The following is a 25,301-nucleotide window of genomic DNA, read 5'->3' on the forward strand; positions in this document are numbered from 1 at the left end:
AGAAACGTGGCCGCCAATGAGCTGGTCTGCGGCCAGTGGCAGCGGACCAGGGCTGAAGCGTTCTCGTATGGGCTCGTGGTTCGTCCGACGCGATGCGCCACGATGATCCCTAACGGGTCGCCATTCCGGAAGTAAAACGTCCGAAACTGGCTGTACCGTGTCCCCGCGACCAACATCGACGCTTACGTGGGAAGGTGCACCGGTGCGATCTCGAACGGGGGGCATGTGGTGGGGAACCGCTATCGAGGCGCCCGATCCCGGCGCTTTGGCGAGGTTCTACTCTGAGCTGCTCGGGTGGCCCATTGGCCATGAGGAGCCAGGAACGACGATTCTCGCGGCTCCTGAGGGATCCATCTATGTCGTGTTCCAGCAGGCGACCGGTTACCAAGCACCCGTCTGGCCGCCTGTCGATGGGCAGCAACGTCCGATGATGCACTTCGACTTCCAGGTCGGAGACCTGGACTCCGCGGTCGCCGAGGCTGTGGCCCTCGGAGCTTCGGTCGCCGCGGAACAGCCGCGAGACAATGTCCGGGTGCTCTTCGACCCGGCTGGTCACCCCTTCTGCTTGTGTCGCGACGACGACTGATCGTGCGACCGTTCATCGGCAGAAGCGGACATGCCAGCCGGTGGATGTGATCTGATCGTCGCGACGGCACGCACTGGTGTCGTGGACTTGCCGCGTTCGCTCGTAAGCGGTTGGGGCGTCGGATTTGTTTGCGCTCATCGCATCGTCTGCCAGCAGGACGCTGTGCGCGTTCCGTTGTATGCGGCTTTGCACCCTGCGCTGTGCGTGCTCCGTGCTGAAATGACAAACGCGGCCCCCGATGATCGTCGGTGTCTAGCCGGTCGATCAAGAACAGGGGCCGCATTCGCGTGCCATCATCCCCGATCGACGTGCTCGCCCGCCACCTGGAGCACGTCGATGCCTCCGACCTGCTGATAGACCCGGACGACCTGCCTGCGCTGGCCGAGGTCCTGGATACCGTACCCGACCCACGCAGCCGCCGCGGACGCCGCTACCGGATCGGCTCGTTGCTGGCCTTAACCCTGCTCGCCGTGCTCGGCGGGGCGACTTCCCTGGCGAAGATCACCCGGTTCATCACCGGATGCGATCCCGAACTGCGTGTCCGATTGGGCCTGCCCGGCGCGGCACGGCTGGCTGCCAGCACCCTGGGGCGCCTGCTGGCCCGCCTGGATGGCGACGCCTTCGGCTCAGCTGTCAATGAATTCGTGCCGTGGAGGGGGCCGGATATACCCGCCGCATACCGCACACTCGCCGAGCACGAAATGCAGCAGGTCAAGTGAAAGAAGCTGCCTCAACGCCGCCCGAACACCGCTCGGCCGAGAGTGAGACGGCTCCGCAGGAGGCTTCTGTTGTGTAGTCTCGCCCGGGACTTGATCACCTTAAGGGCAAAGGGCGCCGATGTTCCGTCTCCTGGCCATACTGGCGGCTGCGGCACCAGCGGTCTTATCGGTCCTGATCCCCGGCGAGAGTTGTGGTTACTTCGGTTACCGGCTCCCGGAGCCCGGCTTGCTGGAGACGGTGGTCTGGCAGAGCGCCTCCTGGGGCATGACACTCCTGCCCGTGGCGCTGGCGCTGCTGGCCCTGTGGGTGCCGAGGCGGTTTCCGGTGCTCGGCGCATTCGTCGCGATCGCGGTGTTCGTGCTCACCGCGCTGACCATCGCTGTTCCGTACACCAGCATCTGTGGCCAGCGGCGGGGCGATGGGCTGCTGTCGGCCTGCATGGCGGTCGTGGTGATTGCCCTCTTGCTCGCCCGCAGAGAGAGGCCCCTGTCGGTGCCCCGAGTGAGCGCGGCCGTGTGGACCGTCGTCCTACTCATCGTCCTGGGCCGCATGCTGATAGCCACCATGCCGGTCTCCTCGAGCGACGACCCGTTCTGCGGAGCGCATCTGCGGGAGACGTGGGCGCTGGCGCAGATGCACCTCTACACGGGCGAGGCTGTCGGGATATGGGTTGCCGTAGCGGCGATCGGTGCTGTGCTCGGCGGAAGCGGGGCTGCACTGGCCGCCGGTCTGGTGCTGCTCATTCCTGCGGTCTTCGAGCCCGTGGCGTGGTTCGTGTCGTCCGCGCCACACGACTGTTCCGGCATCCTGGAACTGATCACCTGGCCGTATCTCGTCGCCGCAGTCTTGGGAGTGACCGCCGAGGTCGTTTCCCGGCGTGGGGAGTCACGCAAGAGCGGTCCATGAACGTGCCAGTGACCTGGGGAAATGCCCTCAAGCCCATCCCTCGGATGTCCCCAGATCATGGTCCTGCACCAGCATATGGCCGACCGGCCCGGTCGGCGAGGGAGCTTGTCACCTGAAGAGTGATACCTCCTCGAGCACCGGCAGAAGGTGAGCTGGGCGAGCTTGGTGCACCTTGCCGAGCAGCTTCGCCAGGACGCCAAGGCTCGCGAGCGTTTCCCTCCCGGGTCAGACCCGGGCGGCGCCGAGTTCGGTGAGCAGGGCGTCGAGTACGTGCATGGCGCGCCATGCCTTGGTCATGCCGAACTGCGCGGAGAACCGTACGACGGCACGGGCCTCCTCCGGTGTGGCACCGGTGCCAAGGGCACGCGTCAGGTGGGCGCGGAAGCTCTCCTGCAGGGTCTGGAAGAGCACGTCGACGGTCATCGTGATGAACGCGCGCTCACGGACCGACAGCAGTCGCATGTCGGCGCGCATCCGGGACTGCAGGTCCATGTAGATGCCGAACGGTGCGTCGAGGGCTGCCACGGTCTGCCGCATCGGCTCGGGGATCGGACTGCCTGTGCCGTTGGCGTTCACCTCGTGGCCCTGGCCGGTGGGAGCGGGGAGGGAGTGCTCCCGTTCCAGGCCGGTCAGGCGGGCGAGCGCCGCCAGAGCGGCGGGGTAGCCGCTGTCGTAGGCGACGAAGCGGAGCAGCTCGCGCAGGTCGTCGGCCGACAAGCCGCAGTCGGCCGCCATCGTCACGTGCTGTTGGAAGGGCAGGCCGAGGGTCTGCTGGCAGACGTCGGCGGTGAGGCACAGCAGGACCTTCTCGCGCGTGGTGAGCTCCGGAATCTCTTCCCAGAGCCGGCGGTCGGTGGCGGCGCTCATCTCGGCGAACACCGAGTCCAGCGCCTTCACGTGGTTCTCCATGGGCACTCCTCTTTATGTGAACGGCTGTAGTGCTACGACTGTAGTGCAACGGTCGTTCGCCTACAATGGGCCACCATGGACAAGACCTCCTCCGCCCCGGCCCGCCCTCGCGGCGACAGGCGGGGCCGCAACCCGCGCGGCCAGGGCGAGCGGCTACGCGAGGACATCGTGGACACCGCCCTGCGGCTGCTGGACGAACTCGGCGACGACCAGGCCCTGTCCATGCGCGCGGTGGCCCGGGAGGTCGGCGTCGCGGCGACCTCGATGTACATCCACTTCGCCGACCGGGACGCGCTCGTACTGGCCGCCCTGGAGAGGTTCCATCGCGAACTTGTGGAGGCCGTCGATCAGGCCGAGAACGGTGCCGCCGATCCGGCGGGGAAGTTGCGTGCCCGCGTCCTGCTCCTGGGCAGATGGGTCCAAGAGCACCCCGGCCTGTACAAAGTCCTGCACGAGAGCACGCTCAACCAGCGGGTGGCCATGTCGTTCAAGCAGGAGCTGGCCGAGCGCACCACTACCGCGGTGCAGCGGTGCATCGACGCCGGGCTCGCCCCGGCCGACGACGCCGCAAAGGTCTCACTGGACCTGAGGGCGGCGGTTCACGGGGCCGTGTCGATGCGGATCAATCAGCCCGACTTGCCATGGCCGCCACTGGAGGAGCAGGTCGATCGGTTCCTGACCAAGCTCGTCGGCCTCACACCTGCCGTCGGCCGCTGACCGAAACGACCACGACCGAACCTAGAACGTCGAGCAGGGGCTGCTCGGCGGGCGTTCGCCGCCGTCTCCTCCGCCATGGGATGCTGGCGGACGTCCACCTAGCCGGCGATCACGCATGAGTCGTAGGACAGCCGAACGAACAGGTCAAAGACCGGCCATTGCCCACAGATGCCGTGCATACCCATCCAAAGAACTCGCGTGAGCAGGAGGCTCGGTGGTAGCAAGAGAACAATGAAGGTGTGGCGAGCCAGCGATCAGCCTCAAGCTGCCCGGCTGGAGTACTTCCGGCACGCACTCGCCGACTCGATCGTGCCAGTCGATCTGCTCCCTGAGGACAAAACCCGCTTCTGGTGGGAGATCCGCACAGCGGAGCTGGGCGCGCTGCGGGTTGTCGACTTCACCGCCCCGACGGGCCAGGTGGTGCGCGGGACGAAGTTGATCCGCAAGTCGGATCCGGAGCTTTGCGTCATCCGGCTGCAGCTGAGCGGGCACCCGGTGGTCGAGCAGAACGACCGTCAGGTCCTGGCGCGCCCCGGCGAACTCGTCCTAGTCGACCTGTCGCAGCCCGTCCGCGTCGCCGGGGTGGCCCACCATCAAGTCTCCGTGGCGGTCCCGCGTGCGCTGCTGCCGCCGACCCGCCGGGATACCCGGGATCTGGCCGCAGTTTCCCTGTCCGGGCGGCACGGCGCGCTTGTGGCCGGGCTGGTCCGTCAGATAGCCGCCGACCTCGACGGATACGCCGGGGTGGGCGCGTCTCGCATCGGCGACGCCATCCTGGACCTGACCGCCGCCGCCCTGGCCGACCGGGCGGGCCGCGAGGCGTTGACATCCGAGCAACGCGAGCGCGTTCTCATGCTGCGGGTCGAGTCCTTCGTCGAGCAGCGGCTCGGCGACCCCGATCTGACGCCCGCCGCCGTCGCCGCGGCTCACCACATTCGGCACGATCGCGATCGCCGAACGTGCTGCCGATCTCATTCGGGCAACGGCCGGCCCTCCACGATGCTGAAGGTGCCGCGGTCACCGTGGACGCCGGTCAGGTGCAGGCCCGCCCGCTCGAACAGCAGCGTGTACTCGCTCGCCGTACGCTGCCGTGCACCCCTGGCCATCACCAGCATCTCCAGGTCGATCAGCGTGGTGGGGGATGGCTCGCGGGGCGCGTCGGGGATGACGGATTCGCACAACAGCACCCGTCCGGTGTCCTTCATGGCGGCCCGGCAGTTGGCGAGGATGCGCACCGCGTCGTCGTCACCCCAGTCGTGAATGATGTTCGACAGCAGGTAGGCATCACCCCCGGACGGCACCGACTCGAAGAAGTCCCCGCCCACGAGCTCACACCGGTCCTTCACCCTGGCCATCGCGAGTGGCTCTCCGGCGCCCTGGATGACGTGGGGCAGGTCGAAGAGCACTCCCCTGCTCTTGGGGTGTTCGGACAGGACCGCCGCCAGGAGCGCGCCGTGTCCCCCGCCCACGTCCACGATTGTCTGGAATGGGCTGAAGTCGTAGGCCAACACCGAAGGCGCCACGAGGGCACCGGAGACCGCGGTCATGCCCTCGTTGAGTATCCGCCCGTCGTCCGGGTGGTCGCGGAAATGGTCGAAGCCGAAGCCGAACAGCCGCTCGAAGGCCGATTCTCCGGTGCGCACGCTCTCGACCAGGTCGGTCCACGCGCGGCGGTGGAAGGGCGCGCCGATCAGCTTGGCCATCCCGGCCAGGGAGCCGGGCCGGTCGGTACGCAGCAGCTCGCCCACCTCCGTCAGCGCGAACCGTTGATCGTCGAGCTCTTGGAAGAGGCCGAGATCGGTGAGTGCACGCAGCAGCCGGTACAGGGCATCGGCGTCCGCGCCCACCGCCTGGGCGAGCTCCTCCACCTGGTGGGGTCCCCGGGCCAGTTCGTCGGCCACCCCGAGCGTGGCCGCAACGCTGATCGCCTGCGAGACCCATGCGCCGGTGATGTACTGCATCATCTGAACGGTCGGATCTGGTCGCATGCCCGCATCCTGGCGAGAGGCCGGTGGCTGCGTCATTGGCGGCCAGAGCACGCCCATTGACTACCCGTGCACGAAGGGATCCATCGCTGGGGCTGCTTTGGGGTCGAGGTATGAAGTGAGCGCTGATGCTGGGCGGGACGTGGTTCCTGGGTCGCCGAGCGCGCTGGTCTCACGGCCGCCTTCGTCGAGGCCGACACCCAGCGGTTGCCCGCTACCTTGGCCGGCAGGTTCGAGGTGGTGGCCACCTACGGGGTGCTGTGCTGGATCGCCGAGCTCGATGCCTGGATGCGTGGGGTGTCCATGGCGCTGCGGCCCGGTGGGAGCTTGATCCTGGTGGACATGCATCCGGCGTAGCAGATCCTGGCCGCGATGCTCCGCGAGCACATCTCCACGTACGGCACCGCCAAGGACGGCAGGATCTTCAGCACGGGCACCGGTGGCTCCTACTCCCGCTCGGCTGTGCTCCTACGTTTGGCAGGAGGCCCGTAAACTCGCGCTCACGCCGGAGCAAGCGTCCTCGTTGCTGGCCGCCTTGGGTGCATAGCTTACGCTTGTCCACCTTCGGCCTCGGATCTACCGGGCCGATTCACTTCGCACCACTCGTCACGCCGCGTCGTTCCCGCCAAACGCCGCCACGCTGCGCCACCCTGGCATGCACGCGCAGCGAGAGAGGAGGAGCATGGACGAAGACCACGACCACCCCGACCCGCCACAGCGATCGGGATCGCCTAACTAGTGTCCTGAGTCAGTAATTCGCGCCAGAACTCAGGATCGCTGGGCTACTTCGTCGGCGGCACCTTGCCGGTCGCCGTACTTCTCGGCGAGTCCGCGGTAGCGCCAGATGGCGGCGGCGGAGAGCCAGGAGGCCGCGAAGACGGCGACGACGACGTAGCCGAGCAGTTCGAATTGGTCGGCCAGGGAAGCGTAGGCGGTGAGGAGTCCCCCGGCTCCGGTGGCGTCGGCGACGAGCCCCGCGACGTAGACACTGGCGATGAACGCGGCGACGGCCACGGTCATGCCGGTCATGGCGATGTTGTAGTAGAGCCTGCGGGCGGGGCTGCGGTACGCCCACGAGTACAGGCGTGTCATCAGCATGCTGTCGGCGGTGTCGAAGGCACTCATTCCCGCGGCGAAGAGCAGCGGGAGGGAGAGGACAGCGAGGGTGGGCAGGCCGGACCCGTGGACGGCGGTGCTGGCGGACAGGGTGAGCAGGGTGATCTCACTGGCGGTCTCCAGGCCGAGGCCGAAGAGGATGCCGACCGGGTACATGTGCCATGAGGAACGGATCAGCGAGCGGGCGCGGCGGCCGAGGAGGCGGTTCATCAGGCCTCGGTTGAGCAGGTGCCGCTCGAGCTCGTCCTGGTCCAGCCGGCCCTGCGTCATACGCCGCCACAGGCTGACGATGCCGGTCAGCACCATGAGGTTGAGCACGGCGACGAGCAGCAGGAACAGTACGGCCACGATCTGCGAGACCAGGCCGCCCACCTGGCGGAAGGAGCCTATGCCCGAGCCGGCGTGACCCGCGGCGAGCGCGACGACGAAGGCGAGGGCGAGGACCACGGTGGAGTGGCCCATGGCGAAGAAGAAGCCCACGCCGACGGGTCTGCGTCCGCGTTGCATCATCAGTCTGGTGGTGTCGTCGATGGCGGCGATGTGGTCGGCGTCGAAGGCGTGCCGCATCCCGAGTGTGTAGGCAAGGGTTCCGGCTCCGGCGAAGGCCCCGGCGCCGGCCGGGCCGCTGGCGTAGAAGAGGTACAGGCTCCATCCGATGACGTGCAGGGCGGCGATGACGCCGACGATGCCCGTAATGCGCAGCCGTTCGGCGCGGGTCCATCGGCCGGCGGTGATGGTCGTTGTGGTCACACATACATCCTTGGCAGGGGGCACCGCGCGGTGCCGTCGTCAGCATCGAGAGGGGGCGGGCCGCACCCGCTGGTGGGGGAGCCACTCGCGGGTGCGGCGGCCCTGGCGGACGGGCCGGAACGGACGTCCTGGTGATCCGGGCCTTGGAACGGGTTACGCCCCGAGCAGGGCACCCATCTCGTTCTCTCCAACCAGACCGTGATCGACCAGTACGTGTTCGAGCGCCGCGAGCCAGTGCTCGTAGTACTGCCAGCTGCCCTGCTCGGCCGCGGGGGCGGACTCCCATGCGCCGATGGCGGCGATGAGCCGCTGCTGGAATGCGTCCCAGGGGTAGTGGCCGAACTCCGACAGGGCGACGGCGACGCCGAACGCCCGGCGCTGCCAGTCGGCGTCGAAGGTGGGCGCGTTCATGTCGGTGACGCAGGTTTCGTGCAGGGGCGCGGTGGTGGCGGTGGCCTCCATGGATTCCCTTTCTCTGGTGTCCGGGTGCTGCTCAGGCAGCGGGTGAAGGAACCTCGGCGATGCCGATCATCGATTCGGTGGTGACCAGGGCGGCGAGTTCCTCCTCGGTCATGCCGTCGGTTCCGGCGGGCCGCTGCGGAACGACGAACCAGCGAGAATGACCGCTGCTGTCCCACACCCGCAGTTCGACGGACGGGTCGAGGTCCAGGCCGATCTCCTTGAGCACCACACGGGGCTCCCGGGCCGCGCGGGCGCGGAAGGTCGGGTCCTTGTACCAGTACGGCGGAAGTCCGAGCACAGGCCAGGGGAAGCAGGAGCACAAGGTGCAGATGACCAGGTTGTGCACGCCGGGGGTGTTGGCCACGGCTTGCAGGTGCTCGCCTTCGGCGCCGTCCATGCCGACGGGGAGGTCCAGTTCCGCGACGGCGGCCGGCGTGTCCTTGACGAGCCGTTCGCCGAACTCCGGGTCGGTCCAGGCACGGGCGACGATCTTGGCTCCGTTGAGCGGCGTCATGTCGGCCTCGAAGTAGCCGAGCACCTTGTCGACGGTCGCGCCGGTGATCACGCCCTTCTCGATGAGCAGGGCCTCCAGCGCCCGGACGCGGGCGGCGCTGCGGGCTTCGCGGTCTTCGGGGTAGCCGAACTGTACGGTCACTGCTGTTCCTCCGTGGCGGGGGTGAGGTAGGCCTGGTAGAGCTCGCCGTAGAGCACGGCACCGGGTTCGGCGAGCTCTCCCCAGATGTCGGTGGGTTCGAAGCGGACGGCGTAGACGGGCATGGGCTCTCCGATGCCGTCGGGGCCGGTGGAGCAGAAGTAGCCGTAGTTGCCCTCGAAGACGCGCTCCACGGTGCCGGTACGGCCGCGCAGATTGCCTGGCAGCCGGGTGTGTTCGGTGGGCGGCACGTCCTTGACGGTCACCCGGTCGCCGACGGTGAAGGCCGGGGACCCAGCCGGACCCTGGCGGGGGGAGTCGCCCTCGCGCAGGTAGCGGATGACCTGGTCGTCGATGCGTTCGTCTCCGCCCTCAGGCAGTGCCGGTCCCAGATCCTGGAGGTACTCCGCGGCCTTCGCCTCCAGCTCCTCCGCGGTGATGTAGCCCTGGGAGACGAAGAACCCGCTGATGCCGCCGAGCCACTTCTCGTAGTAGCGGTACTGGAAGTAGGCGAAAGGGTGCATCGCCTCGGCGCCCTTGCGCAGGTCCGCCCAGGTCCAGACGGAGGAGAAGGCAGTGGGCACGTCTTCCATCGGGTACTGGGGCACGGCGTCGCCAAGGTGGGCGCTCAGGCCCATCATCGCGACGTGGATGCCGAAGATGCGCTGCTCCCAGTCCTCGACGAAGACGCGCGGTTCGTAATTGACGGGGCCGAGGTTTTCCAGGCCTCCCAGGTGGTGCTGTAGTTTCATGACTGTCCTTCCGGGATCGGCTCGGCGGCCGGGCGTGCGGTCATCGCGGCTCCCCAGTACTCCGAGGCGATGCCGAACACCGCGCCGAGGACCATGGACAACGCCGCGACGAGCGCCGGGTTGCTGATGGATGCGGTGGTGATGCCGTGGCCGGTGGCGGCCACCGTGCCCACCGTGGAGGCGAAGCCCCACACGATGGCCGGGATCTTCGAGAGCAGGGGGATCTTCGACGCCTGCACCATGGCGGCGCTGCCGACACCCACGGCGACGGCGGCGATGGCGATGCCACCGCCCAGCGCATGGATGACCAGCAGTGTCAGCGAGGCGATGACGATGCCGGTCAGGTTCGAGGCGATCGACCTCACCATGCCGTCGGTGCCGGCTCCGAGGATGAAGAAGGAGGCCCAGGCGATGAAGATGACCCAGACCGGAACGGTCAGGACGGTTGCGGTCATCAGCGTGGCGACTCCTCCGAGTACGCCGATGCTGATCGACAAAGCATCTAGCTGGCGCATGACCAAACACTCCTCTGACGCCGAGTTCTGACGGCTCGGCGGAATTCGTGCCCGAACACGGGCAGGCGACAATTGGCATGCTGAGGCGCGGAAGAGAATTGGGTGCCCTGTCGTGAAAGGCTTTCTAAAGGCTCGATCGGCGATGTCGAATCCGGTAGTTCGAGTGCTTCGATCGAACGCGGATTTTCACGCTTATTCGGCTCCTGCCGCCGCGTGGATCCCGGTGGGGAACGTGGCCGCAGCTGCCTTCGGTGCCGATCGTGTTGGCTCTGAGGTGGGAAGACACCAATAGGTTCCAGCTACTTTGTTTCATGTGAGTTAAAGATGCTTGAACAAGCGATTTCCGGTATTGACTTCCGCTGTCTTGTGACATAAGGGCAGGAAAAGCCGCCCAAGCCTGCCGGTGAGGCTATGGGCGGCTGCGAGGTCGATATGGGCACTGGACCGATCAGGTCTTCATGCGGTTAATATTCCTCCCCAGAGGGTCGCCGGAAGTGCGGCGCTTTTACTGAGAGCTCGAAGCGATCGGTACCATCTATTCCAGGAACTCGGATCCCGGATTCCCCGGGCGGATTACGGCTTCCACGTTCCCTCCTGGAGGGACAGGAGCCAAGAGCTGCAACCGACACACGAGCCACGATTTCGGACACGAGGGGTAGCCCGCACTCCCCCGAGAGGAGGCCGGAACCATGAACCGGAGCATCGAGGCCGCGGACAGCGGCACCGAACGGACGATGGTCTTCGTGCTGTACGACAAGGTGACGCTGCAGGACGTGGCCGCGCCGCTGGAGATCTTCGCCCGGGCCAACGACTTCGGGGCCCGCTACCGAGTGCTGCTGGTCTCGCCCACGGGGCAGCCGGTCGGAACGACCGCGTTCACCCGGCTGAGCGCGGACATTCCCGTGGCCGACGCCCCCGACTCCATCGACACCCTCCTGGTGCCGGGAGGTGTGCCGGCCGACTTCACCTTCGCCCCGGGCACGCACGACATACCGGAGGAGCTGACCCCGGACACGGTCCCCGAGGCGCTCGCGGCGGTCCGCGAACTGGCGCCCCGGGCGTCGCGGATCGCCTCCGTCTGCACCGGCGCCTTCGTGCTGGCCGCCCTCGGGATGCTGGACGGACGCCGAGCGACGACCCACTGGGCACACTGCGCGCGGCTCGCCCTGGAGTACCCCCGCGTCATGGTGGATCCGGACGCCCTCTTCGTCCAGGACGGCCGCTTCGTCACTGGCGCCGGGATCAGCGCGGGCACCGACCTGGCCCTGGCCATCGTCGAGGACGATTACGGCACCGACGTCGCCCGCAGGGTCGCCAGGTGGATGGTCGTCTTCCTCCAACGTCCGGGCGGCCAGGCGCAGTTCAGCGTCTGGTCCAAGGCGGGCGTCCCCACCACGCGCGGCCTGCGCCAGGTCCTGGACGCTGTGGTCCTCGAACCCGCCGCGGACCACTCGACTGCCGCGATGGCCGCCCGCGCCGCGGTGAGCGAGCGCCACCTGGCGCGGATGTTCCGTGACGAGGTGGGCATGACACCGGCCCGCTATGTGGAGCAGACCCGGCTGGAGGCGGCCAAGCTTCTCCTGGTGACCGGCGACGAAAGCCAGGAGTCCGTCGCACGGCGTGCCGGCTTCGGCTCCCCGGAGACGATGAGACGGATCTTCCGCCGCAACCTCGGAGTCTCGCCGGGCAGCTACCGCATCCGGTTCCGTACCACCGGCATCGACCCGGGACCCGGAGTCCAGTCGGCATGACTGAGCCGGCGCTCACGGTGCAAGAGCTGGTTCGGGGTGGTGGTGCTGGTGCTCGTGCAAATCCTGGCCAGCCCTTCGGCCGAGAAACGGGAGCTACATCTGTCCACTTTGTGCACCGAGTCACATGCGGGCGCAGCCGGCGGTGGTCCGTGGCCGCGAGGACACCCTCCTGGACGCGGTCCATGATCTGTCCCAGCGACGTATCTTCGGCCCCAGCCGGCATGCGCTCCTGGCCACCGAGCTGCCGCAGAGTGACAAGCAGGCGGAGGAGGAATGGGAAGCCCGCCGCCGACGAGTTCACCCGCCGGCTGCGTACACGGTTCTCGGAGTGGGAGGCGGAACGTCTCACCATGGTCCAGGAACTAGCCGAGACCGGGCCACCCACCCGCCCGAGACCACCAGACCGACCTGCTCCACAAGATCCCCATGTCGCAGACGCGAATCGCTGAGCTGCCAGAAGATCTCCAACGCAAGCTCTTTGGGGTCTTCCACCTGGAGATCCGTTACAACGACAGCGTGGGAGTCGCGCTGATCAGGGTCACGCTTGACCACGACACCATAGAAGGCGGTGTGCACCGGGGCGGCTGGGCGCGGCTCCTGGACCGCCCGGACATCGGACAGCAAGAGCGCGGGGCCGTCCACGGGCAGCACCACGGCCGCGTGCCCCTGCGCCCGCCACCGCCCGGGGGCGTCAGGGACGAACGGCTGGTGCTGGTAGAAGCCCGTGAGTTGACCTGCACCTCGCCCTGAAGGGACGAGGATTCCCGTGCCGCCTTCGGCGGCAACCCACGGCGTTGGACGCCATGGGTTATGGAACGGGGTGCTTGACGCTTCGCAGACCGGGCAACCCCGAAGTCTCCACGTCCTGAGACGACCAGCCCGGCCGCCTTGTTCCATAAAAGCGATCTCCCGTGTGGCTTGATTATCGCTCACTCGTTCGACCATCAGCGACTGTAGACCCGGCCACGTCACTACTGCAAGTGATTTCGTCAAGGTTCTGGGGTCCGCGCTGTGCGCTCCGGTCTGCCCCGCCTTCGGCGGGCCATCCCCTGGCGGGGACGCATTCATCCACGGCCTGAAGGCCGATGGCTTTCTGCGGCTCTTGGTAATAGACGTCGGCGTAATGGTCCTGCGCCGATCCGCCTCTCGACCAGGCCACGACCCCTTGGAACCCGGCTCGCGCGGCCAGGCGCCGCATCGCGATTTGCCGCTGCTCGTACTCTTCGCCACCGACCCCCAGCACACTGGATCCTTGCCCAGCAGCGCGGCACCGTCACGCGGACCAGCACCCTAGTGGCCCTCGCCCTGCGGCAGCAGGACGGCGACCACCGGGTGGTCCTTGTCGATCTTCCCGCTTCGCGGCTGGCCGCGCTCAACCGCTCAACGAACACAGGGGTTATTTCCGACCTAGCCGTCGCGATCACGGCTCGCGAAGTGGCTCGCCTGCGCGGGGACGTGCGGGTCCGCGATCCACGTGCAGCCGCTGTCCGGGCTTCCGGAGAAGGCGATGACCGCGTCCAGGCGGTCACGGGTACGGGTCAACGCGGCAATCTGGGCGTCGATGCGATCGCGCTCGGCGGCCAGCCGGGCCCGTGACTCCGGAGTGCTGACCTTGGCCTCGACGCAGGGCAACAGCTCGGCGATGGTCCGGCTGGACAGCCCGGCCGCGTAAAGCATCTGGATCAGCTGAACCCGGTCGACCGCCGATTCGGGGTAGTGGCTGCCCGGAGTCGCTCCGGTTCGCCTCCAGCAGTCCTTGCTCCTCGTAGTAGCGCAAGGCCCGCACGCTGACGCCCGACCGCGCCGCCAATTCGCCGATACGCACCGTGACCTCCATCACAAGACTTGCCTCTGACGTCAACGTCAGGTTTTAGCCTATCCGCATGCAGATCAACGGAGCTCACGTGCTGGTCACCGGCGCCAACCGCGGCCTGGGCCGGCAGTTTGTCCTTTCCCTTCTCGATCGCGGTGCCGGCAGGGTGTACGCCACCGCCCGCCGCCCCGACCTCATCGACGTGCCCGGGGTCGTCCCGCTGCGCCTCGACATCACCGATCCGGCATCGATCGCCGCCGCTGCGGCAGCGGCACCCGATGTCAAGATTGTCATCAACAATGCGGGAATCTCGACCGGGGCGAACCTGGTCACCGGGGACCTGGACACGATTCGCCGCGAGATGGACACCCACTTCTATGGCACCCTCAACGTGATCCGCGCCTTTGCGCCCCAGTTGGACGACGGCGCGATCCTCAACGTGCTGTCGGCGATCTCGTGGCTCGCCTACGACGGCGCCGGCGCCTACCACGCGGCCAAGGCCGCCGAGTGGGCGCTGACCAACAACGTACGCTTGGAGCTGGCCCACCAGCGCACTCTGGTGACGGGCCTGCACCTGGGCGCTGCGGACACCGACATGATGGCCTGGTACGACGGCGACAAGACCGCCCCCGAGGTGATCGTCGCGGCGGCCCTGGACGGCATCGAGGCGCACCAGCCCGAAGTGCTCGCCGACGCCTGGAGCCGCCAGGTGAAGGCATGGCTGGCGGAGGACCCGAGCGTCATCTACCGGGAAGCGGCGGCCGCCCTCACCGCCTGACCTGCTGATCCTGAAAAGTCACGGCACCCGCGGCCGTGACTTCGGGCCGCAGTTTCGCCAGTTGCAGCTCGCCGTGGATCAGGGCCTTGACACGCTGCTCTGAACGACACGCTGCTCTGAACCACTCCGGCTTTGTTGGAGGCCTAGGTGTGCCCTGACGAGCTCCGCGAGCGCGCGCCCCCTGGGCCGCTGCTCCGAGCCGGTCGTCCGGTGCGGAGCAGCGACCTCACCGGTGAGCTCGGCGCGACACCGCAGTTAACAGATTCCCGCACCGGGATCGCGCCGCGACCACCGTTCCCTCCCGCACCGGTTCGGGCGGTTCAACGGGCCGCTCAGGAGAGGCGCCGTACAGAGTCGGTGACCTTGCCGTCCTTCATCTCGGCGGTGGAACTCATTCACGCTTTGACGCGATCTTCCGCGCGGGAGTTCTCTGTGCGGCGGGGTTCTCCTGCCTGCTCTTTCCTGACGACATGTTCCTCATCCAGCGGCTCCTGACCAAGGCGGGCCTGTGGATTGTCTGCCGGCCCTGGCATTCTCGGTGCATGGAGACCGTGTATACGGCCGTGGGCGGCAGCAAGGGCCTGCTCCGCCTTGCCGAAGCGTGGCATGCTCGCGTGATGGCGGACGAGGTGGTCGGTCATGCCTTCAGCCAGGGCTTCCACCCTCAGCACACCGAGCGGCTGGCCGCGTACTGGGCCGAGGCACTTGGTGGACCGACCCTCTACTCCGATGAGTACGGCGACGAGACGTCCGTCGTGCGCATGCACAGCGGCAACGGCCCGCACGAGGAGATGGATCGCCGCGCGATCGCCTGCTTCGACCAGGCTCTCGAGGACGTGGGGCTGACCACGCGGGAGCCGCTCCGGCAGGTGTTGCACGACTACTTCGCCTGGGCCACTACCACGGCCATGGCCCGCTATCCGGAGTCCGCGAACGACGTACCGGAGGGCCAGAGCATCCCCCGGTGGTCATGGGACGGCCTGCAACGCTGAGTCGCCTGCGTTCTCACACCGGATCGGGGTACATCCGCCGGTTGGGCCGGGAGACCGACCGTCGCGGCATTTCCTCACGGGCCTGCACTTACGCAAGGGCCGCGACTCACCGCCGTCGCCGGCGCGTCGGCACCTGTGAAGTCTGGTCCTGTTCCGGTGCCTCGGGGCGTTCGACGCGGGTGGGGTTGCCGCGTACGAGCTCGTCATGGATGCCCCGGCGGGCGGCGGTGACGGCGCGCTCCGCCACCTCGTCGCCGTGTTCGATGCGCTCTCGCAGCAGCCGCAGGGCGATGCGGCGGTTGAGGTTGAACTGCCGTTCGGTGTCGACCACGACGACGATCCCGGTGGGCCGGTGGGTCGCCCGTACCGCCGTGCTGGCCTTGTTGCGATGCTGACCGCCGGGGCCGCCGGTGCGGCAGCCGACGATGTCGACGTCCGCTTCCGTGAACGTCGTGCGCGGGATGTCGACCTGGCACGGCTGGGCGATGACGTACCAGTTCTTTCGGCCGGTGCCGGCCCGGTAGGGGCTGGGGGCCTGCCAGCACAGGGTTCCGGTCCACGAGGCGGCGAACGCCTCGGCGGCGTCTCCTGCGATTCGGATGAGGACCGATCGGTAGGTGCCGGGCCGGTCACCGGGAACAGTGTGGGCCCGGTGGGTCTCCAGGTCCTGCCGGGTGGCGTCGGCTTCCAGGCGGCGCAGCAGCCGGGCCAGGGCCCAGGCGCACTCCTGCGGGCCGCGCCCGGCGGACAGGAGCAGGTGGACGCTCACGACCGCCCCCGCTTACGGCGATGCTCCCGGTGGTCTCTCTGGTCAGCCGTCTTGTACGTGACCAGCGGGATCGTGGTGGCCACGGGCGTGGCCAGGTCGTGGTGGACGAGGTCGTCGATCACCTGCTCGATGCGCTTGTACGCCGACGGCGCCTCCTCGAACAGCAACTGCCGGTCGCCACACACCACCAGCGACCCCATGGGCGTGCGGCGCAGCTCTTCAACCGTGTGCTTGGCCTTCCCCCGGCGCAGCGCGTCCGCACGGGACATCTTGCGGCCCGCGCCGTGGGCCACGGAATGGCCGGCGTCCGGCCCGGCGCGGCCTGCCACGAGATAGGAAGGGGTGCCTCGCGTACCGGCGATGAGCACGTCACGGCCGTCACCCGGCGCCGCCCCCTTGCGGTGCAGGTAGATGCCGTCGCGGACCTCGACCAGGTTGTGGCACTGGTCGACGATCGGCTCGGTGGGCTCGGCCCCCAGGGCATGGGCGACCCGGGCGGCCAGCAGCCGCCGGTTGAGCGACCCCCAGCGTACGGCCTCGTCATGCATCGCCAAGTAGGCACCGGGATCAGGAGCGGGGCCCGCGCCGTGGACCTCGGTGTGCGCCCGCAGGATCCGCTCGCCCAGCCCTCGGGAACCGCTGTGGACGATGAGCACCAGGTCGCCGGTGGCGAGTCCGAGCCGGCTCGCGTGCTCCGGCTCGAAGATGCTCCCGATCCGCGCCAGCTCCACGAAGTGGTTGCCCCGGCCTACCGTCCCGAGACCCTCGACGTGACCTGCGGGGATGTCGCCTTTCACCACGGCCCAGGCGGGATCGTCAGCATCCTGCTCAGGGTCGAGCGCGCGATCGAGGTCGGGGAACCGCGCGGCGAGCTTCTCGGGTACGGCGCGCTTGAGCTTGATGGGGAAAACGGCGATGCCGCAACCGATGTCGGAGCCCACCAGGAACGGGTACAGGACAGTCGACGTCATGGCGGCGCCGATGGGGGCGCCCTTGCCGGGGTGCAGGTCGGGCATGGCGGCGACGTGCATCATGCCGTCGAGGGCGGCCACCTGACGGCACTGCGCGACGGCATCGGACTCGATCCAGCTCGTGGGGGAGGCGAACACGGTGACCGTGGCCGCAGCGGCCGGAGGCAGGGAGTGTTGCTGAGACAAAGACGCTCTCTTCGCTGAACAGGATGTGGGCATGCGGCATCACGGCGGCGAGTGAGCGCCGTGGCATCTCGAAATGGCGGTGCTGTCCGTCAGAGCCTCATGGACACCACATTCCCCGAGCCCACCACGCGAGGCAAACGATTTTCGGCCGGACCCCGATCGCAGAGCCGAACACCGACCGCGTGAATGGGCCGTCCTGTCAGGATCGTGCGCACGCCGTCGTGTCACAGGGGTTCGAAGCGGACCCCTGTGACACGAGGCTGACATCGCATCAGGCGGCGTCGAGGGCTGCGGTGATCTTGCGGGCCATCTCGGCCATGGTGGGGCTGGGCTCGCTCTTCTGGCCGTGGCCGGCGGCCTCGATGGTGACGAGAACGGTGCGGCGGAAGTTGTCGGCCTCGGCGGCGTCCAGCTGCTGGAGCAGGGTCATGGACGCGGTCAGGGCGGGCAGCACCTTGTCAGCGAGGGCGGCGGTGGTCTTGCTGCTGTACAGGCCCTTGGGCGCCTTGGTGAGCACGTGCCCGACGACGCCGGTGGCGGAGGTCAGGGCGATGGAGGCCTGGGTGGCGGCCTTGTGCGGGGAGCCGGCGGCGCCGGCGGCGGTGATCAGGGAGACGGCGCCCCAGGCGGCGATGCGGAGGGTGTGCTGGTCCTGCTCGGAGAGGGTGATGGCCATGATGGTGTGTTCCTTTGTGAGAGGTGGGTTCTTGCTGGTGCCCGGTGGCCCCGGCCTGGTGGCCGTGACCGCCGCGCCGTTCATGGCCTTTACGATCGCCGACCCCTCTGATAGCGGGCCGTCGCCGTGCTGACGCGGCCGCTGACACGGCACGTATGGCCGGCGCTGGAAACCCACCGTGCCGACGTCAGACCTGGCCGCCGCCGTGGATTTCTGGACCCGCGGGCTCGGTTTCATCGACCTGTTCACGGTCCCCGGCCAGGTCACGCGCCTTCGACGGTGGGCGTTCCAGGACGCCAGGCTCGTTCCCGGCCGGTCTCGCCAGCGGTGAGCATCGAAGCAATCCCCGAAGAGGCTTAGGGCGCACAATCTGGGACGTTGTCCCGCAAACCCAGACGGCTCTCGTAGACGGCCACCTTGTGGGTGATCAGCTTGAGGCACTCGTTGAGTTCATGCATCTGGGAGAGCACCCGTTCCCGATGTTCGCGCAACACCTCCAGCCGTTCCACCTCGTTGCCTTGGCCCGCCCTGACGAGCTCGGTGTAGCGTCGGATGTCGGTCAGGGGCATGCCGGAGGCCCGCAGCCGGATGCACACGCCCAGCCAGTCGACGTCATCCTCGCTGTAGACCCGGTGCCCTGCGGCTCCCCGCCGTACCGGCTGGGCCAGCAGCCCCTCCCGCTCGTAGAACCGGAGTGTGTGCACGCTGAGCCCGGTGCGCTCGGCGACCTGGCCGATGCTCAAAGCCGACATGCGGCCCAGTTTGACCTAGAGTCGGCTCTAGATTCTACGGTTCAGAAGCATGAGATATCGCATCCTCGGCGGCACTGGTATCGAGGTCAGCACCCACTGCCTCGGCACCATGATGTTCGGCTCGGCCGGCAACCCCGACCACGATGACAGCATCCGCATCATCCACACCGCCCTCGACCACGGGATCAACTTCGTCGACACCGCTGACATGTACTCGGCGGGCGAATCCGAGGAGATCGTGGGCAAGGCGCTGCAGGGCCGGCGAGACGAGGTGGTGCTGGCGACGAAGGTGCACTTCCAGATGGGGGAGGGGCCCAACCGCAGCGGGAACTCGCGGCGTTGGATCATGCGCGAGGTCGAGGCGAGTCTCAAGCGGCTGCGCACCGACTGGATCGACCTCTACCAGATCCACCGCCCCGACCACCGGACCGACATCGAGGAGACCCTCTCGGCACTGACCGATCTGGTCCGGCAGGGCAAAATCCGGGCCTTCGGCAGCTCGGCGTTCCCGGCGCACGAGACGGTCGAGGCCTACCACGTGGCCCGGCAGCGCGGCTTGTACCGGTTCCGCACCGAGCAGCCGCCGTACAACATCCTGGCCCGCGGCATCGAGGGCGACGTCCTTCCCACGGCGCAGCGGCTCGGTATGGGCGTGCTCACCTACAGCCCGCTGGGCTGGGGGTTCCTGACCGGTCGTTACCGCAAGGGGCAGCAGGTCGACCTGTCGCGGGGCCGCGCCGCGCTCGCGCCAGAACGGTTCGACCCGTCTACCTCGGTCAACGCAGCCAAGCTGGAGGTCGTCGAGGAACTGGTGAAACTGGCGGACGAGCTCGGCTGCACCCTGCCGGCGCTGGCCGTCGGCTTCGTTGCGTCACACCCGGCGGTCACCTCGGTCATCCTCGGCCCGCGCACGATGGAGCAGCTGGATGGCTTGCTGAAGGGCGCCTCGCTGGTGCTCGACGACACCGTGCTCGACCGGATCGACGAGCTCGTGCCGCCCGGCACCAACGTCTACCACCCTGTCGGCCTCTGGAGCCCCGCGCCCCTGACCGACCCCGCCTTGCGCCGCCGCCCGCTCGGCGACCGCGCCGCGAGCTGACCCAGAAGTCAACTACCACCGGCCGAAGCCGGTGGCTTGCTCTCACGGTCCCGTCTGGCTGAAGGGAGGCCGGTAGCGTGCGGCTGGTTGACAGCAGCCCAGCCCGCATCACCGCGTACGGCGACGTTGCGGGCCGCGACGTGGTCGGCGTGCCCAGCGAGGCCACAGCCGGTGCAGAGGAACCGGCCCCGGGCGGGCCGGTTCGCTCTGGAGACGCACCCGCAGTCGGGCAGGCCTGGGAGGTGTAGGCGGGGTCGACCAGCATGAAGGCGATCCCGGCCCGCGCGGCCTTGTAGCGGGTGAAGTCGATCAGCTGGGCGAAGGCCCAGCCGTGCAGGGTGCGCCGCTGGAGCCGGTGAGCCCTTGCCCGGCCGCGGATGCCCCGGAGGTCCTCCAGGGCGATGCCGCGGCCGGTGCGTTCGGCTTCGCGCACCACGTGTTTGCTGATTTGGTGGTTGATGTCGGTCATCATCCGGTGCTCGCGCCCGGACAGGCGGCGCAGCACCCGCCGCGCCGCAGGAGTGCCCTTCTTCTGCAAACGCCGGCGCTGCCCGATGCCTGCGCTCCCGCAGGCCGCGCACATGTCCGTTGCCGTGGATCGGCCCGGGCAGCGCCGGGCCGAGCAGCACCGCGCCGTCGTTGGTGACGGCCAGGTTCGCCAGCCCTTGGTCCACCCCGAGGACGCCGTTGACCGGCTCGCGCACCGCCGGTTTGGGCAGGGTGACGGCGACCTGCAGCAGCCACACCCCGCGCCCCAACCCCGACCCCGACCCGGAGGAGCAGGAGGAAGGGGACGATGGCGGCTGGTCGCTGCCGTCGCTGGCGGTGTTCGCGGAGCAGATCGGCGCTCGCGGCGGGTGGGTGATCCCGGCGACGGTGGAGATCACGCGGTTGTTGGGTCGGGCGGCGCGGTGCTGACCTTGCGCTCAGTCCGTTTCCCCTGGTCCACGCCTCAGCCGCCGAAGTCATGGGTGAGGTAGGTCCAGCCGGTTGTGGCGTTGTAGTAGACACCTACGCCGTGGTTGGTGAGGGCACAGTTGTTCAGGTTGGCGAGGTGGGTGGGGCTGGTGCTCCAGAACTGCCAGGCGGGGCCGATGGCATCGGCGGGTTTGCCCTGGTACCAGTAAGCGTTCTCAGCCTGGGTGTTGAAGCCGAGCGCCTTCTTGATTCTGCCGTCCTGGCCCCATGGCAAGGTATCGTCTGAGCCGATGTGGCCTCGGCGGTTGTCGTTCTCGCCGTACTTGTCGATCGGCGCGGCGTGGTGCTCCGCCAGGTCCCTACTGTGCGCTCGTGCCAGGTCGCGAAGGCCGGTGTTCGCCTGCTGCGTCGAACAGTGCCGCCCCAAGCGGTGGTTCAGGTAGTGAATCCCCACCGCCGTCTCCTGCGTTTCGTAGTACCCCGATGACGGCCCGGATGGTCCCGGCGCCGGATCGCAGCTCTCCGCCGAGCTACCGACAACTGCCAGCACCACCAGCGACGCGGTCATTCGCCTGCCCATATCCGGTCCCCTCTGCCGATGCCTCCGACAGCCAGGGTTCATCGCCCGACGACAGACCGCATGAGTAGCCCCTACTCATACGCAGTGTTCGTGGGTTGTGACAGGCGTCGCTGACGTGGCTGGCCGGCTTCCTGCGGGGTCCATGCGTCCGCTAGGGGGACGGATTGATCGCCGCGGGTGTGTGGAGCACCGGTCAGAGCAGACCAGTGCGCGCATGTACGTCTACCGGGCGGCGGAGGAGGTGGCCACCGGCGGGTTGTTCGCCCTGATCGGCCCTACCGGCGTCGTGTCGAAGGCGTGGATGTTCCCGGGTGGCGTCATCGACATCTACACCGGGTCCGCAGGGTGCACGTCGTGGGCAGTTCGCTGGTCGTCCCGGTCGGGCAGTGGGCGCGCGTCGAGTGGCGGTACACGATCAACGGGGCCGGTAACGGCACCGTCGAAATGTGGATCTACCTGTCCGCCGACTCCGCCGTTCATGACGACTACGTGATCTCTTCCACCGTCGCGTGGCCGGGTGGTAAGCCTCGGGACGCCGAGTTCCACATCCATTGTGACTCCGCCAGCCAGCGGTACATCGACGACATCGCCGTATCCGACGTCAAGCTCGGGTCGGCGCTGTCGCAGATCGTCGCGCCTGTCGGCAGGGTCACCGAGTCCGATGTGGCGCGGCCCGTCACGGCTCGCAAGGTCAGGCTGGTCGGCCCGGCCGCCAGCACGGATGCGGCGCTGCCGATCCGGGCGGTCAAGGTGCTGCCGGTCGGCCAGGTCGTCGAAGCCGACGCTGCGAGCTTGGTTGCGAGGCGGAAGGTCCGGACGGTGGGCCGGGCCGGCGAAACGGGCTCGGCCGCTCAGGTCAGGCCCGCGCACCGCCGGATCATCGGGCAGGTGACGGAGGCCGACACTGCGGCAGCGGTCACAGGCGACGCCGGTGCCGCGCTCGGCCGCGTCGTCGAGACTGATCTCGCGCTGCCGATCCGGCCCGTCAAGCTGCGGCTCCTCGGGCAGGCGCTCGACGTGAGTGCGGCAGTCGCGGTCCGGCCCGCCCACGCCCGCACGATCGGCCAGGCCAGCGAGTCCGGCCTGGCGCATGCGGTCGGCCGCCGCAAGATCCGCCTCGTCGGGCGGAGCGTCGAAACCGATCAGGCCCGGCCGCTCAGGCAGCTCGGCCGCGACATCACCAGCGTGGACGGGCCGCGCCGCATGTGGAGCGCCACCCCGACGCGGCGGCAGTGGAGCGCTGACCCGCCTCGCCGTACCTGGTCCGCCTCCCGCGCGTAAAAACATGGTTTTGGACGCTGAGTCGATCATTTTTTATCTTGCGGTCGCAGCCACTCCACCGGGACGTCGGCTGCCTACAGCGGCCTGTCGTGGTCGTGAGTGAGTGGAGTAGGTGGATCCACTAGCGGCTCCGGAGCGCGGAACTCAGCAGCTCTTCACTTTGTCCAGCCACCACCCGTTATAGTCGATGATCTTCCATCCGTAGGCGGGTACGGTCACGCATTTGTCCGGCCCCACCTTGATGACGAGCTTGACCCTGGCCGGACGTGAGCAGTAGATGTTGTCGAGGTGGATGTCCTTGAGTAGCCGATCGTCTCTTATATATAGGCATCCGTAGTAGCCTCCGTCCTCCCATCCCGCCTGCCGCGTGGGCCCGAGGCTGTTGGCCCCGCTGCGGTCGGCTTGAGCCGACGCCGTCGTCATGCACAGGAGGGTGGCGGTCGCGGCGACAGTCGCGGTGCCCGCCCGCACCAAGCCGCGCATGCGATGCGTTCCTTTGTCGTTCATCTGTCCTCCGAAATCTGCAGGGATCGAATAGCAGATCGCACTAAGCCCTACCTGCACGCAGAGCAGAGGTTGAGGCTCAGGGCGCTCAGCAGAAAGCGGGTCCTTGTCCGAGACCGCTTGCCCGCCGTGCCTATGCCGCCAGGATCGTGGCGGCGAGATTGTTTGGCAGCCCTCATCGGGCAGGCAAACAATGTGTTTCTTGGAGAACCGGCCCTCCATGTCTCACCAACCCGGTGGCCGCGCGGCATGGACGCCTCGACAGGTGATGGTGACCGTTGGGCGCGGCAGGGCGTGGTCGTCGTTGACCATGGTCCGGCATGGCGTTGAGGTTGGAACAGCGGGGCGTGGGGCGGTGTAGTCGACCAGCAACTGCTCGCAGCTGGTGGGAAGCGAGGTGTGACGGGCACCGTGTCGCTTCGGCTGTATACCTTCCGCGTCCGCCTGGGTGTTCTCAGAAGTTATCTCGGGGGTCCTGATCCGGCCTGGATGTGACTCTTGGCGGCAAACCGCCGCGGCATCGTTGTTGCTTAAGGAGTCCCAGTGGAGACGATCTCGTCGCTATCGCTGGAGTGGCTGCCGTTCTGGGTGCACGGCGCGGCCGGAACGGAGCAGGTGGAGGTCGCGTTCACCGTGCCCGGCGTCGAACCGGTGCCCGGCGACTGGAAGCCGGCCGAGTGGAAGCCGGACTCGGCCAGCGCGCGGGGCGCGGTCGCGCAGATCCTGTTTGGCCCTGGCGGCACCGTTGCCAAGCCGGACGGCACCTGGCAGGCGTGGGTGCGCGTGACCGCGCCGCCTCAGCTTCCGGTGCTGCCAGCTGGGCTGATCGACGTCATCTGACCCCCGCGCGCTTCCGGCCGCCGCCGACACACGTTGCGACCCTTCGAGAACAGAGTGAGGGCGATCATGCCGCTGCCTGACCATGACCAGGAGTGGCCGCCGCCGCACATCCGGCGCGAGATGCGGCTGTATGAGGAGTGGGGAGCCTGGTACGCGGGCGACCCTGACCAGCTCGCGCAGGTGTACGGCGCGTCCGGGATGATGCACGGCATCGGCCTGGACCCCAAGGGCTGGGACCGGCCAAGTAAGGGCTTCACCGGCTGGATCCAGCGTGCGGCCCGCTATTTCTGGGGCACTCCGGTGCCGCTCGGGCAGGTCCGCTCGACGAAGCTGCATGTGCCGATCGCGGGCGACCGCGGCCGGTCGTGGCGGTGGCTGCGCGGCCGGATCGCGGGGCTGCTGGAGCGAGCGCCGCCACCAGGCCGATCGCGCCCTGCGCGGTAGTCGCCCGCTTCCTTCCGCGCATCCCGGACCTTGCAGTGGGCGCCGGATGTGCTGCTGGCCGCGCTCCTGGGGGTGCGGCACCGGCTCATGAGCCTCCGCTACCAGGCAGGGAGCATCGTCCGCGTCGCCGACGTGACCGTCATCGCCGCCTCCGAGCCTGAGCTGTGGGTCGGCGCCGCCCGCGCCCGCCTGACCGTCGTCGTCGAAGTCCCCGCGGTGTACTGGCGGGACGAGACGGTCACCACCTGGGAAGGCTCGGCGAACGCCAACGGCCAGACGATCACCACCCTGGCCGGGAGCACCGCGCCCATCACCGACTCGCTGATCCGCGTCACCGGCCAGGCCACCAGCATCACCATCCGGGACGTGGCCAAACAGGGCGCGGTCGGCCTGCTCACCGGCGGCTCCAACAGCATCACCGCGTCCGAGCGGCTGCTGATCGACGCCGCCGCGATGCGCGCCGCCGTCGTCACCACCGACACCTGGGACCTCGCGACAGGCACCGACCGGACCGGCGTCATCTCCGTGTTCGGACCCGGCAGCGCGTCACGGTGGATCCACCTCACCCCCGCCGTCGCGGTCGGCGACCCGTTCTCCCGCGCCGTGCTCATCAACTGCACCGCCTCCGGCACGACCGCCGCATCCCGGCTGGAGGTCCGGGCGCGGCGCGCGTACCTGTGATTGAGGCCGTCGTTTGTCCTCCCGGACTGCGACATTGCCCTCCAGTCAGCGTCCACCGAGTGCCGCAACCTGTGTGCAAACGGCGTGCATACTGGAGCACGACTTAAGGGCGGGAATCAGAGGGTGACGCAGGGCAACCCTCTGCTCTGCACCCCTCCGGGCACGTGGGCCCATCCTTCGGCGCAGACCTTGCCAG

At 68.3% G+C, this 25,301-nt stretch carries 31 protein-coding genes and 3 pseudogenes; 18 read left to right on the plus strand and 16 right to left on the minus strand.

Features of this window, described 5'->3' with window-relative positions; all coding sequences use genetic code 11:
* Positions 1-223: 223 nt before the first annotated feature.
* The 3 genes from OHA25_RS16435 to OHA25_RS16445 all read left to right on the plus strand — a co-directional run bounded on the left by OHA25_RS16435 (position 224) and on the right by OHA25_RS16445 (position 2,212).
* Complete coding sequence (locus OHA25_RS16435; RefSeq protein ID WP_327588435.1) at positions 224-586, plus strand: VOC family protein; 363 nt, start codon at positions 224-226, stop codon at positions 584-586.
* 308 nt (positions 587-894) lie between these two features.
* On the plus strand, positions 895-1,305 hold the full coding sequence (locus OHA25_RS16440) for a transposase family protein (RefSeq protein ID WP_327588436.1): 411 nt from the start codon (positions 895-897) through the stop codon (positions 1,303-1,305).
* Between the two features lie 118 nt (positions 1,306-1,423).
* Positions 1,424-2,212, plus strand: a complete 789-nt coding sequence (locus tag OHA25_RS16445; RefSeq protein ID WP_327588437.1) for a hypothetical protein — start codon at positions 1,424-1,426, stop codon at positions 2,210-2,212.
* A 225-nt stretch (positions 2,213-2,437) separates the two neighbouring features.
* On the opposite strand, the gene OHA25_RS16450 is transcribed toward OHA25_RS16445, so the two are convergent.
* Positions 2,438-3,121 (minus strand): carboxymuconolactone decarboxylase family protein, encoded by a 684-nt coding sequence (locus tag OHA25_RS16450; protein ID WP_327588438.1) that lies wholly within the window; start codon positions 3,119-3,121, stop codon positions 2,438-2,440.
* Between the two features lie 75 nt (positions 3,122-3,196).
* On the opposite strand from OHA25_RS16450, the gene OHA25_RS16455 reads away from it, so the two are divergent.
* A complete protein-coding gene (locus OHA25_RS16455; protein WP_327588439.1) occupies positions 3,197-3,838 on the plus strand; it encodes a TetR/AcrR family transcriptional regulator in 642 nt (213 codons plus the stop codon).
* Positions 3,839-4,069: 231 nt separating this feature from the next.
* Positions 4,070-4,576, plus strand: a pseudogene (locus tag OHA25_RS61355) (cupin domain-containing protein); the annotation flags it as partial.
* Between the two features lie 233 nt (positions 4,577-4,809).
* Here OHA25_RS61355 and OHA25_RS16465 read toward each other — a convergent pair.
* Positions 4,810-5,826, minus strand: coding sequence for a methyltransferase (locus tag OHA25_RS16465; RefSeq protein WP_327588441.1), 1,017 nt, complete (start codon positions 5,824-5,826; stop codon positions 4,810-4,812).
* Positions 5,827-6,042: 216 nt separating this feature from the next.
* On the opposite strand from OHA25_RS16465, the gene OHA25_RS61360 reads away from it, so the two are divergent.
* On the plus strand, positions 6,043-6,180 hold the full coding sequence (locus OHA25_RS61360; protein ID WP_442942189.1) for a hypothetical protein: 138 nt from the start codon (positions 6,043-6,045) through the stop codon (positions 6,178-6,180).
* Positions 6,181-6,591: 411 nt separating this feature from the next.
* On the opposite strand, the gene OHA25_RS16475 is transcribed toward OHA25_RS61360, so the two are convergent.
* From OHA25_RS16475 to OHA25_RS16495, 5 genes are all read right to left on the minus strand, one after another.
* On the minus strand, positions 6,592-7,689 hold the full coding sequence (locus tag OHA25_RS16475) for a HoxN/HupN/NixA family nickel/cobalt transporter (protein WP_327588443.1): 1,098 nt from the start codon (positions 7,687-7,689) through the stop codon (positions 6,592-6,594).
* A gap of 153 nt (positions 7,690-7,842) precedes the next feature.
* Positions 7,843-8,151 carry a nitrile hydratase accessory protein gene (locus OHA25_RS16480; protein ID WP_327588444.1) on the minus strand — a complete coding sequence of 103 codons (309 nt, stop codon included), beginning with the start codon at positions 8,149-8,151 and terminating at the stop codon, positions 7,843-7,845.
* 31 nt (positions 8,152-8,182) lie between these two features.
* Entirely contained in the window at positions 8,183-8,806 is a 624-nt protein-coding gene (gene nthA, locus OHA25_RS16485) for a nitrile hydratase subunit alpha (protein WP_327588445.1), read from the minus strand.
* The gene (gene nthB, locus OHA25_RS16490; RefSeq protein WP_327588446.1) at positions 8,803-9,555 is read right to left on the minus strand and encodes a nitrile hydratase subunit beta; all 753 of its coding nucleotides are present in this window, start codon (positions 9,553-9,555) and stop codon (positions 8,803-8,805) included. The genes nthA and nthB overlap by 4 nt, the downstream gene beginning before the upstream one ends.
* On the minus strand, positions 9,552-10,070 hold the full coding sequence (locus OHA25_RS16495) for a DUF1097 domain-containing protein (RefSeq protein ID WP_327588447.1): 519 nt from the start codon (positions 10,068-10,070) through the stop codon (positions 9,552-9,554). The genes nthB and OHA25_RS16495 overlap by 4 nt, the downstream gene beginning before the upstream one ends.
* A 689-nt stretch (positions 10,071-10,759) precedes the next feature.
* Here OHA25_RS16495 and OHA25_RS16500 point away from each other — a divergent pair.
* Positions 10,760-11,821 (plus strand): GlxA family transcriptional regulator, encoded by a 1,062-nt coding sequence (locus tag OHA25_RS16500; protein WP_327588448.1) that lies wholly within the window; start codon positions 10,760-10,762, stop codon positions 11,819-11,821.
* A 426-nt stretch (positions 11,822-12,247) separates the two neighbouring features.
* Positions 12,248-12,571, plus strand: coding sequence for a hypothetical protein (locus OHA25_RS16505; protein WP_327588449.1), 324 nt, complete (start codon positions 12,248-12,250; stop codon positions 12,569-12,571).
* Positions 12,572-13,228: 657 nt separating this feature from the next.
* Here the strand turns inward: OHA25_RS16505 and OHA25_RS16510 are convergent.
* Together OHA25_RS16510 and OHA25_RS16515 are read right to left on the minus strand one after the other, a co-directional pair.
* Positions 13,229-13,498, minus strand: coding sequence for a MerR family DNA-binding protein (locus tag OHA25_RS16510; protein WP_327588450.1), 270 nt, complete (start codon positions 13,496-13,498; stop codon positions 13,229-13,231).
* Positions 13,499-13,589: 91 nt separating this feature from the next.
* Positions 13,590-13,658 (minus strand): annotated as a pseudogene (locus tag OHA25_RS16515) (MerR family DNA-binding transcriptional regulator); the annotation flags it as partial.
* Between the two features lie 46 nt (positions 13,659-13,704).
* Between OHA25_RS16515 and OHA25_RS16520 the strand changes: the two are divergent.
* Together OHA25_RS16520 and OHA25_RS16525 are read left to right on the plus strand one after the other, a co-directional pair.
* Positions 13,705-14,412, plus strand: a complete 708-nt coding sequence (locus tag OHA25_RS16520) for an SDR family oxidoreductase (RefSeq protein ID WP_305922952.1) — start codon at positions 13,705-13,707, stop codon at positions 14,410-14,412.
* A 542-nt stretch (positions 14,413-14,954) separates the two neighbouring features.
* Positions 14,955-15,404, plus strand: a complete 450-nt coding sequence (locus OHA25_RS16525; RefSeq protein WP_327588451.1) for a group II truncated hemoglobin — start codon at positions 14,955-14,957, stop codon at positions 15,402-15,404.
* Positions 15,405-15,510: 106 nt separating this feature from the next.
* On the opposite strand, the gene prfH is transcribed toward OHA25_RS16525, so the two are convergent.
* The 3 genes from prfH to OHA25_RS16540 form a co-directional block, all read right to left on the minus strand.
* Complete coding sequence (prfH, locus tag OHA25_RS16530) at positions 15,511-16,173, minus strand: peptide chain release factor H (RefSeq protein WP_327588452.1); 663 nt, start codon at positions 16,171-16,173, stop codon at positions 15,511-15,513.
* Positions 16,170-17,330 (minus strand): RNA ligase RtcB family protein, encoded by a 1,161-nt coding sequence (locus OHA25_RS16535; RefSeq protein WP_327588453.1) that lies wholly within the window; start codon positions 17,328-17,330, stop codon positions 16,170-16,172. Before OHA25_RS16535 ends, prfH begins: the two co-directional genes overlap by 4 nt.
* Positions 17,331-17,601: 271 nt before the next feature.
* Positions 17,602-18,006, minus strand: coding sequence for a hypothetical protein (locus tag OHA25_RS16540; protein WP_327588454.1), 405 nt, complete (start codon positions 18,004-18,006; stop codon positions 17,602-17,604).
* A 178-nt stretch (positions 18,007-18,184) separates the two neighbouring features.
* Between OHA25_RS16540 and OHA25_RS16545 the strand changes: the two genes are divergently transcribed.
* Positions 18,185-18,337, plus strand: coding sequence for a hypothetical protein (locus OHA25_RS16545; protein ID WP_327588455.1), 153 nt, complete (start codon positions 18,185-18,187; stop codon positions 18,335-18,337).
* A 25-nt stretch (positions 18,338-18,362) separates the two neighbouring features.
* Here the strand turns inward: OHA25_RS16545 and OHA25_RS16550 are convergent, their stop codons facing one another.
* Positions 18,363-18,758 (minus strand): MerR family transcriptional regulator, encoded by a 396-nt coding sequence (locus OHA25_RS16550; protein WP_327588456.1) that lies wholly within the window; start codon positions 18,756-18,758, stop codon positions 18,363-18,365.
* A 49-nt stretch (positions 18,759-18,807) separates the two neighbouring features.
* Between OHA25_RS16550 and OHA25_RS16555 the strand changes: the two genes are divergently transcribed.
* Together OHA25_RS16555 and OHA25_RS16560 are read left to right on the plus strand one after the other, a co-directional pair.
* Positions 18,808-19,857: an aldo/keto reductase gene (locus OHA25_RS16555; RefSeq protein ID WP_327588457.1), complete on the plus strand. Its 1,050-nt coding sequence runs from the start codon at positions 18,808-18,810 to the stop codon at positions 19,855-19,857.
* Positions 19,858-19,934: 77 nt separating this feature from the next.
* Positions 19,935-20,105, plus strand: coding sequence for a hypothetical protein (locus OHA25_RS16560; RefSeq protein ID WP_327588458.1), 171 nt, complete (start codon positions 19,935-19,937; stop codon positions 20,103-20,105).
* Between the two features lie 17 nt (positions 20,106-20,122).
* Here the strand turns inward: OHA25_RS16560 and OHA25_RS61365 are convergent.
* Positions 20,123-20,440: pseudogene (locus OHA25_RS61365) on the minus strand (IS200/IS605 family accessory protein TnpB-related protein); the annotation flags it as partial.
* Positions 20,441-20,445: 5 nt separating this feature from the next.
* Between OHA25_RS61365 and OHA25_RS16565 the strand changes: the two are divergent.
* A complete protein-coding gene (locus tag OHA25_RS16565) occupies positions 20,446-20,775 on the plus strand; it encodes a hypothetical protein (protein WP_327588459.1) in 330 nt (109 codons plus the stop codon).
* A 34-nt stretch (positions 20,776-20,809) separates the two neighbouring features.
* Here the strand turns inward: OHA25_RS16565 and OHA25_RS16570 are convergent, their stop codons facing one another.
* A complete protein-coding gene (locus OHA25_RS16570) occupies positions 20,810-21,343 on the minus strand; it encodes a CAP domain-containing protein (RefSeq protein WP_327588460.1) in 534 nt (177 codons plus the stop codon).
* Between the two features lie 366 nt (positions 21,344-21,709).
* Here OHA25_RS16570 and OHA25_RS16575 point away from each other — a divergent pair, with 366 nt between their 5' ends.
* Positions 21,710-22,636 carry a hypothetical protein gene (locus tag OHA25_RS16575; protein ID WP_327588461.1) on the plus strand — a complete coding sequence of 309 codons (927 nt, stop codon included), beginning with the start codon at positions 21,710-21,712 and terminating at the stop codon, positions 22,634-22,636.
* Between the two features lie 144 nt (positions 22,637-22,780).
* Here the strand turns inward: OHA25_RS16575 and OHA25_RS16580 are convergent, their stop codons facing one another.
* A complete protein-coding gene (locus tag OHA25_RS16580; RefSeq protein ID WP_327588462.1) occupies positions 22,781-23,119 on the minus strand; it encodes a hypothetical protein in 339 nt (112 codons plus the stop codon).
* Between the two features lie 564 nt (positions 23,120-23,683).
* On the opposite strand from OHA25_RS16580, the gene OHA25_RS16585 reads away from it, so the two are divergent.
* From OHA25_RS16585 to OHA25_RS16595, 3 genes are all read left to right on the plus strand, one after another.
* A complete protein-coding gene (locus tag OHA25_RS16585; protein WP_327588463.1) occupies positions 23,684-23,980 on the plus strand; it encodes a hypothetical protein in 297 nt (98 codons plus the stop codon).
* Between the two features lie 66 nt (positions 23,981-24,046).
* Entirely contained in the window at positions 24,047-24,424 is a 378-nt protein-coding gene (locus tag OHA25_RS16590; protein WP_327588464.1) for a hypothetical protein, read from the plus strand.
* Between the two features lie 30 nt (positions 24,425-24,454).
* Positions 24,455-25,105 (plus strand): hypothetical protein, encoded by a 651-nt coding sequence (locus tag OHA25_RS16595; protein WP_327588465.1) that lies wholly within the window; start codon positions 24,455-24,457, stop codon positions 25,103-25,105.
* Positions 25,106-25,301 lie beyond the last annotated feature (196 nt).

The sequence above is a fragment of the Nonomuraea sp. NBC_00507 genome (assembly GCF_036013525.1).
Lineage (GTDB): Bacteria > Actinomycetota > Actinomycetes > Streptosporangiales > Streptosporangiaceae > Nonomuraea.

What these genes read in the sequence shown, in the direction of transcription:
- OHA25_RS16435 (WP_327588435.1), top strand. Translation starts at nt 224, where the DNA reads ATGTGGTGGGGAACCGCTATCGAGGCGCCCGATCCCGGCGCTTTGGCG.
- OHA25_RS16445 (WP_327588437.1), top strand. Translation starts at nt 1,424, where the DNA reads ATGTTCCGTCTCCTGGCCATACTGGCGGCTGCGGCACCAGCGGTCTTA.
- OHA25_RS16450 (WP_327588438.1), bottom strand. Translation starts at nt 3,121, where the DNA reads ATGGAGAACCACGTGAAGGCGCTGGACTCGGTGTTCGCCGAGATGAGC.
- OHA25_RS16455 (WP_327588439.1), top strand. Translation starts at nt 3,197, where the DNA reads ATGGACAAGACCTCCTCCGCCCCGGCCCGCCCTCGCGGCGACAGGCGG.
- OHA25_RS16465 (WP_327588441.1), bottom strand. Translation starts at nt 5,826, where the DNA reads ATGCGACCAGATCCGACCGTTCAGATGATGCAGTACATCACCGGCGCA.
- OHA25_RS16480 (WP_327588444.1), bottom strand. Translation starts at nt 8,151, where the DNA reads ATGGAGGCCACCGCCACCACCGCGCCCCTGCACGAAACCTGCGTCACC.
- nthB (WP_327588446.1), bottom strand. Translation starts at nt 9,555, where the DNA reads ATGAAACTACAGCACCACCTGGGAGGCCTGGAAAACCTCGGCCCCGTC.
- OHA25_RS16495 (WP_327588447.1), bottom strand. Translation starts at nt 10,070, where the DNA reads ATGCGCCAGCTAGATGCTTTGTCGATCAGCATCGGCGTACTCGGAGGA.
- OHA25_RS16500 (WP_327588448.1), top strand. Translation starts at nt 10,760, where the DNA reads ATGAACCGGAGCATCGAGGCCGCGGACAGCGGCACCGAACGGACGATG.
- OHA25_RS16505 (WP_327588449.1), top strand. Translation starts at nt 12,248, where the DNA reads ATGTCGCAGACGCGAATCGCTGAGCTGCCAGAAGATCTCCAACGCAAG.
- OHA25_RS16510 (WP_327588450.1), bottom strand. Translation starts at nt 13,498, where the DNA reads ATGCTTTACGCGGCCGGGCTGTCCAGCCGGACCATCGCCGAGCTGTTG.
- OHA25_RS16520 (WP_305922952.1), top strand. Translation starts at nt 13,705, where the DNA reads ATGCAGATCAACGGAGCTCACGTGCTGGTCACCGGCGCCAACCGCGGC.
- OHA25_RS16525 (WP_327588451.1), top strand. Translation starts at nt 14,955, where the DNA reads ATGGAGACCGTGTATACGGCCGTGGGCGGCAGCAAGGGCCTGCTCCGC.
- OHA25_RS16540 (WP_327588454.1), bottom strand. Translation starts at nt 18,006, where the DNA reads ATGGCCATCACCCTCTCCGAGCAGGACCAGCACACCCTCCGCATCGCC.
- OHA25_RS16550 (WP_327588456.1), bottom strand. Translation starts at nt 18,758, where the DNA reads ATGTCGGCTTTGAGCATCGGCCAGGTCGCCGAGCGCACCGGGCTCAGC.
- OHA25_RS16555 (WP_327588457.1), top strand. Translation starts at nt 18,808, where the DNA reads ATGAGATATCGCATCCTCGGCGGCACTGGTATCGAGGTCAGCACCCAC.
- OHA25_RS16570 (WP_327588460.1), bottom strand. Translation starts at nt 21,343, where the DNA reads ATGACCGCGTCGCTGGTGGTGCTGGCAGTTGTCGGTAGCTCGGCGGAG.
- OHA25_RS16580 (WP_327588462.1), bottom strand. Translation starts at nt 23,119, where the DNA reads ATGCGCGGCTTGGTGCGGGCGGGCACCGCGACTGTCGCCGCGACCGCC.
- OHA25_RS16590 (WP_327588464.1), top strand. Translation starts at nt 24,047, where the DNA reads ATGCCGCTGCCTGACCATGACCAGGAGTGGCCGCCGCCGCACATCCGG.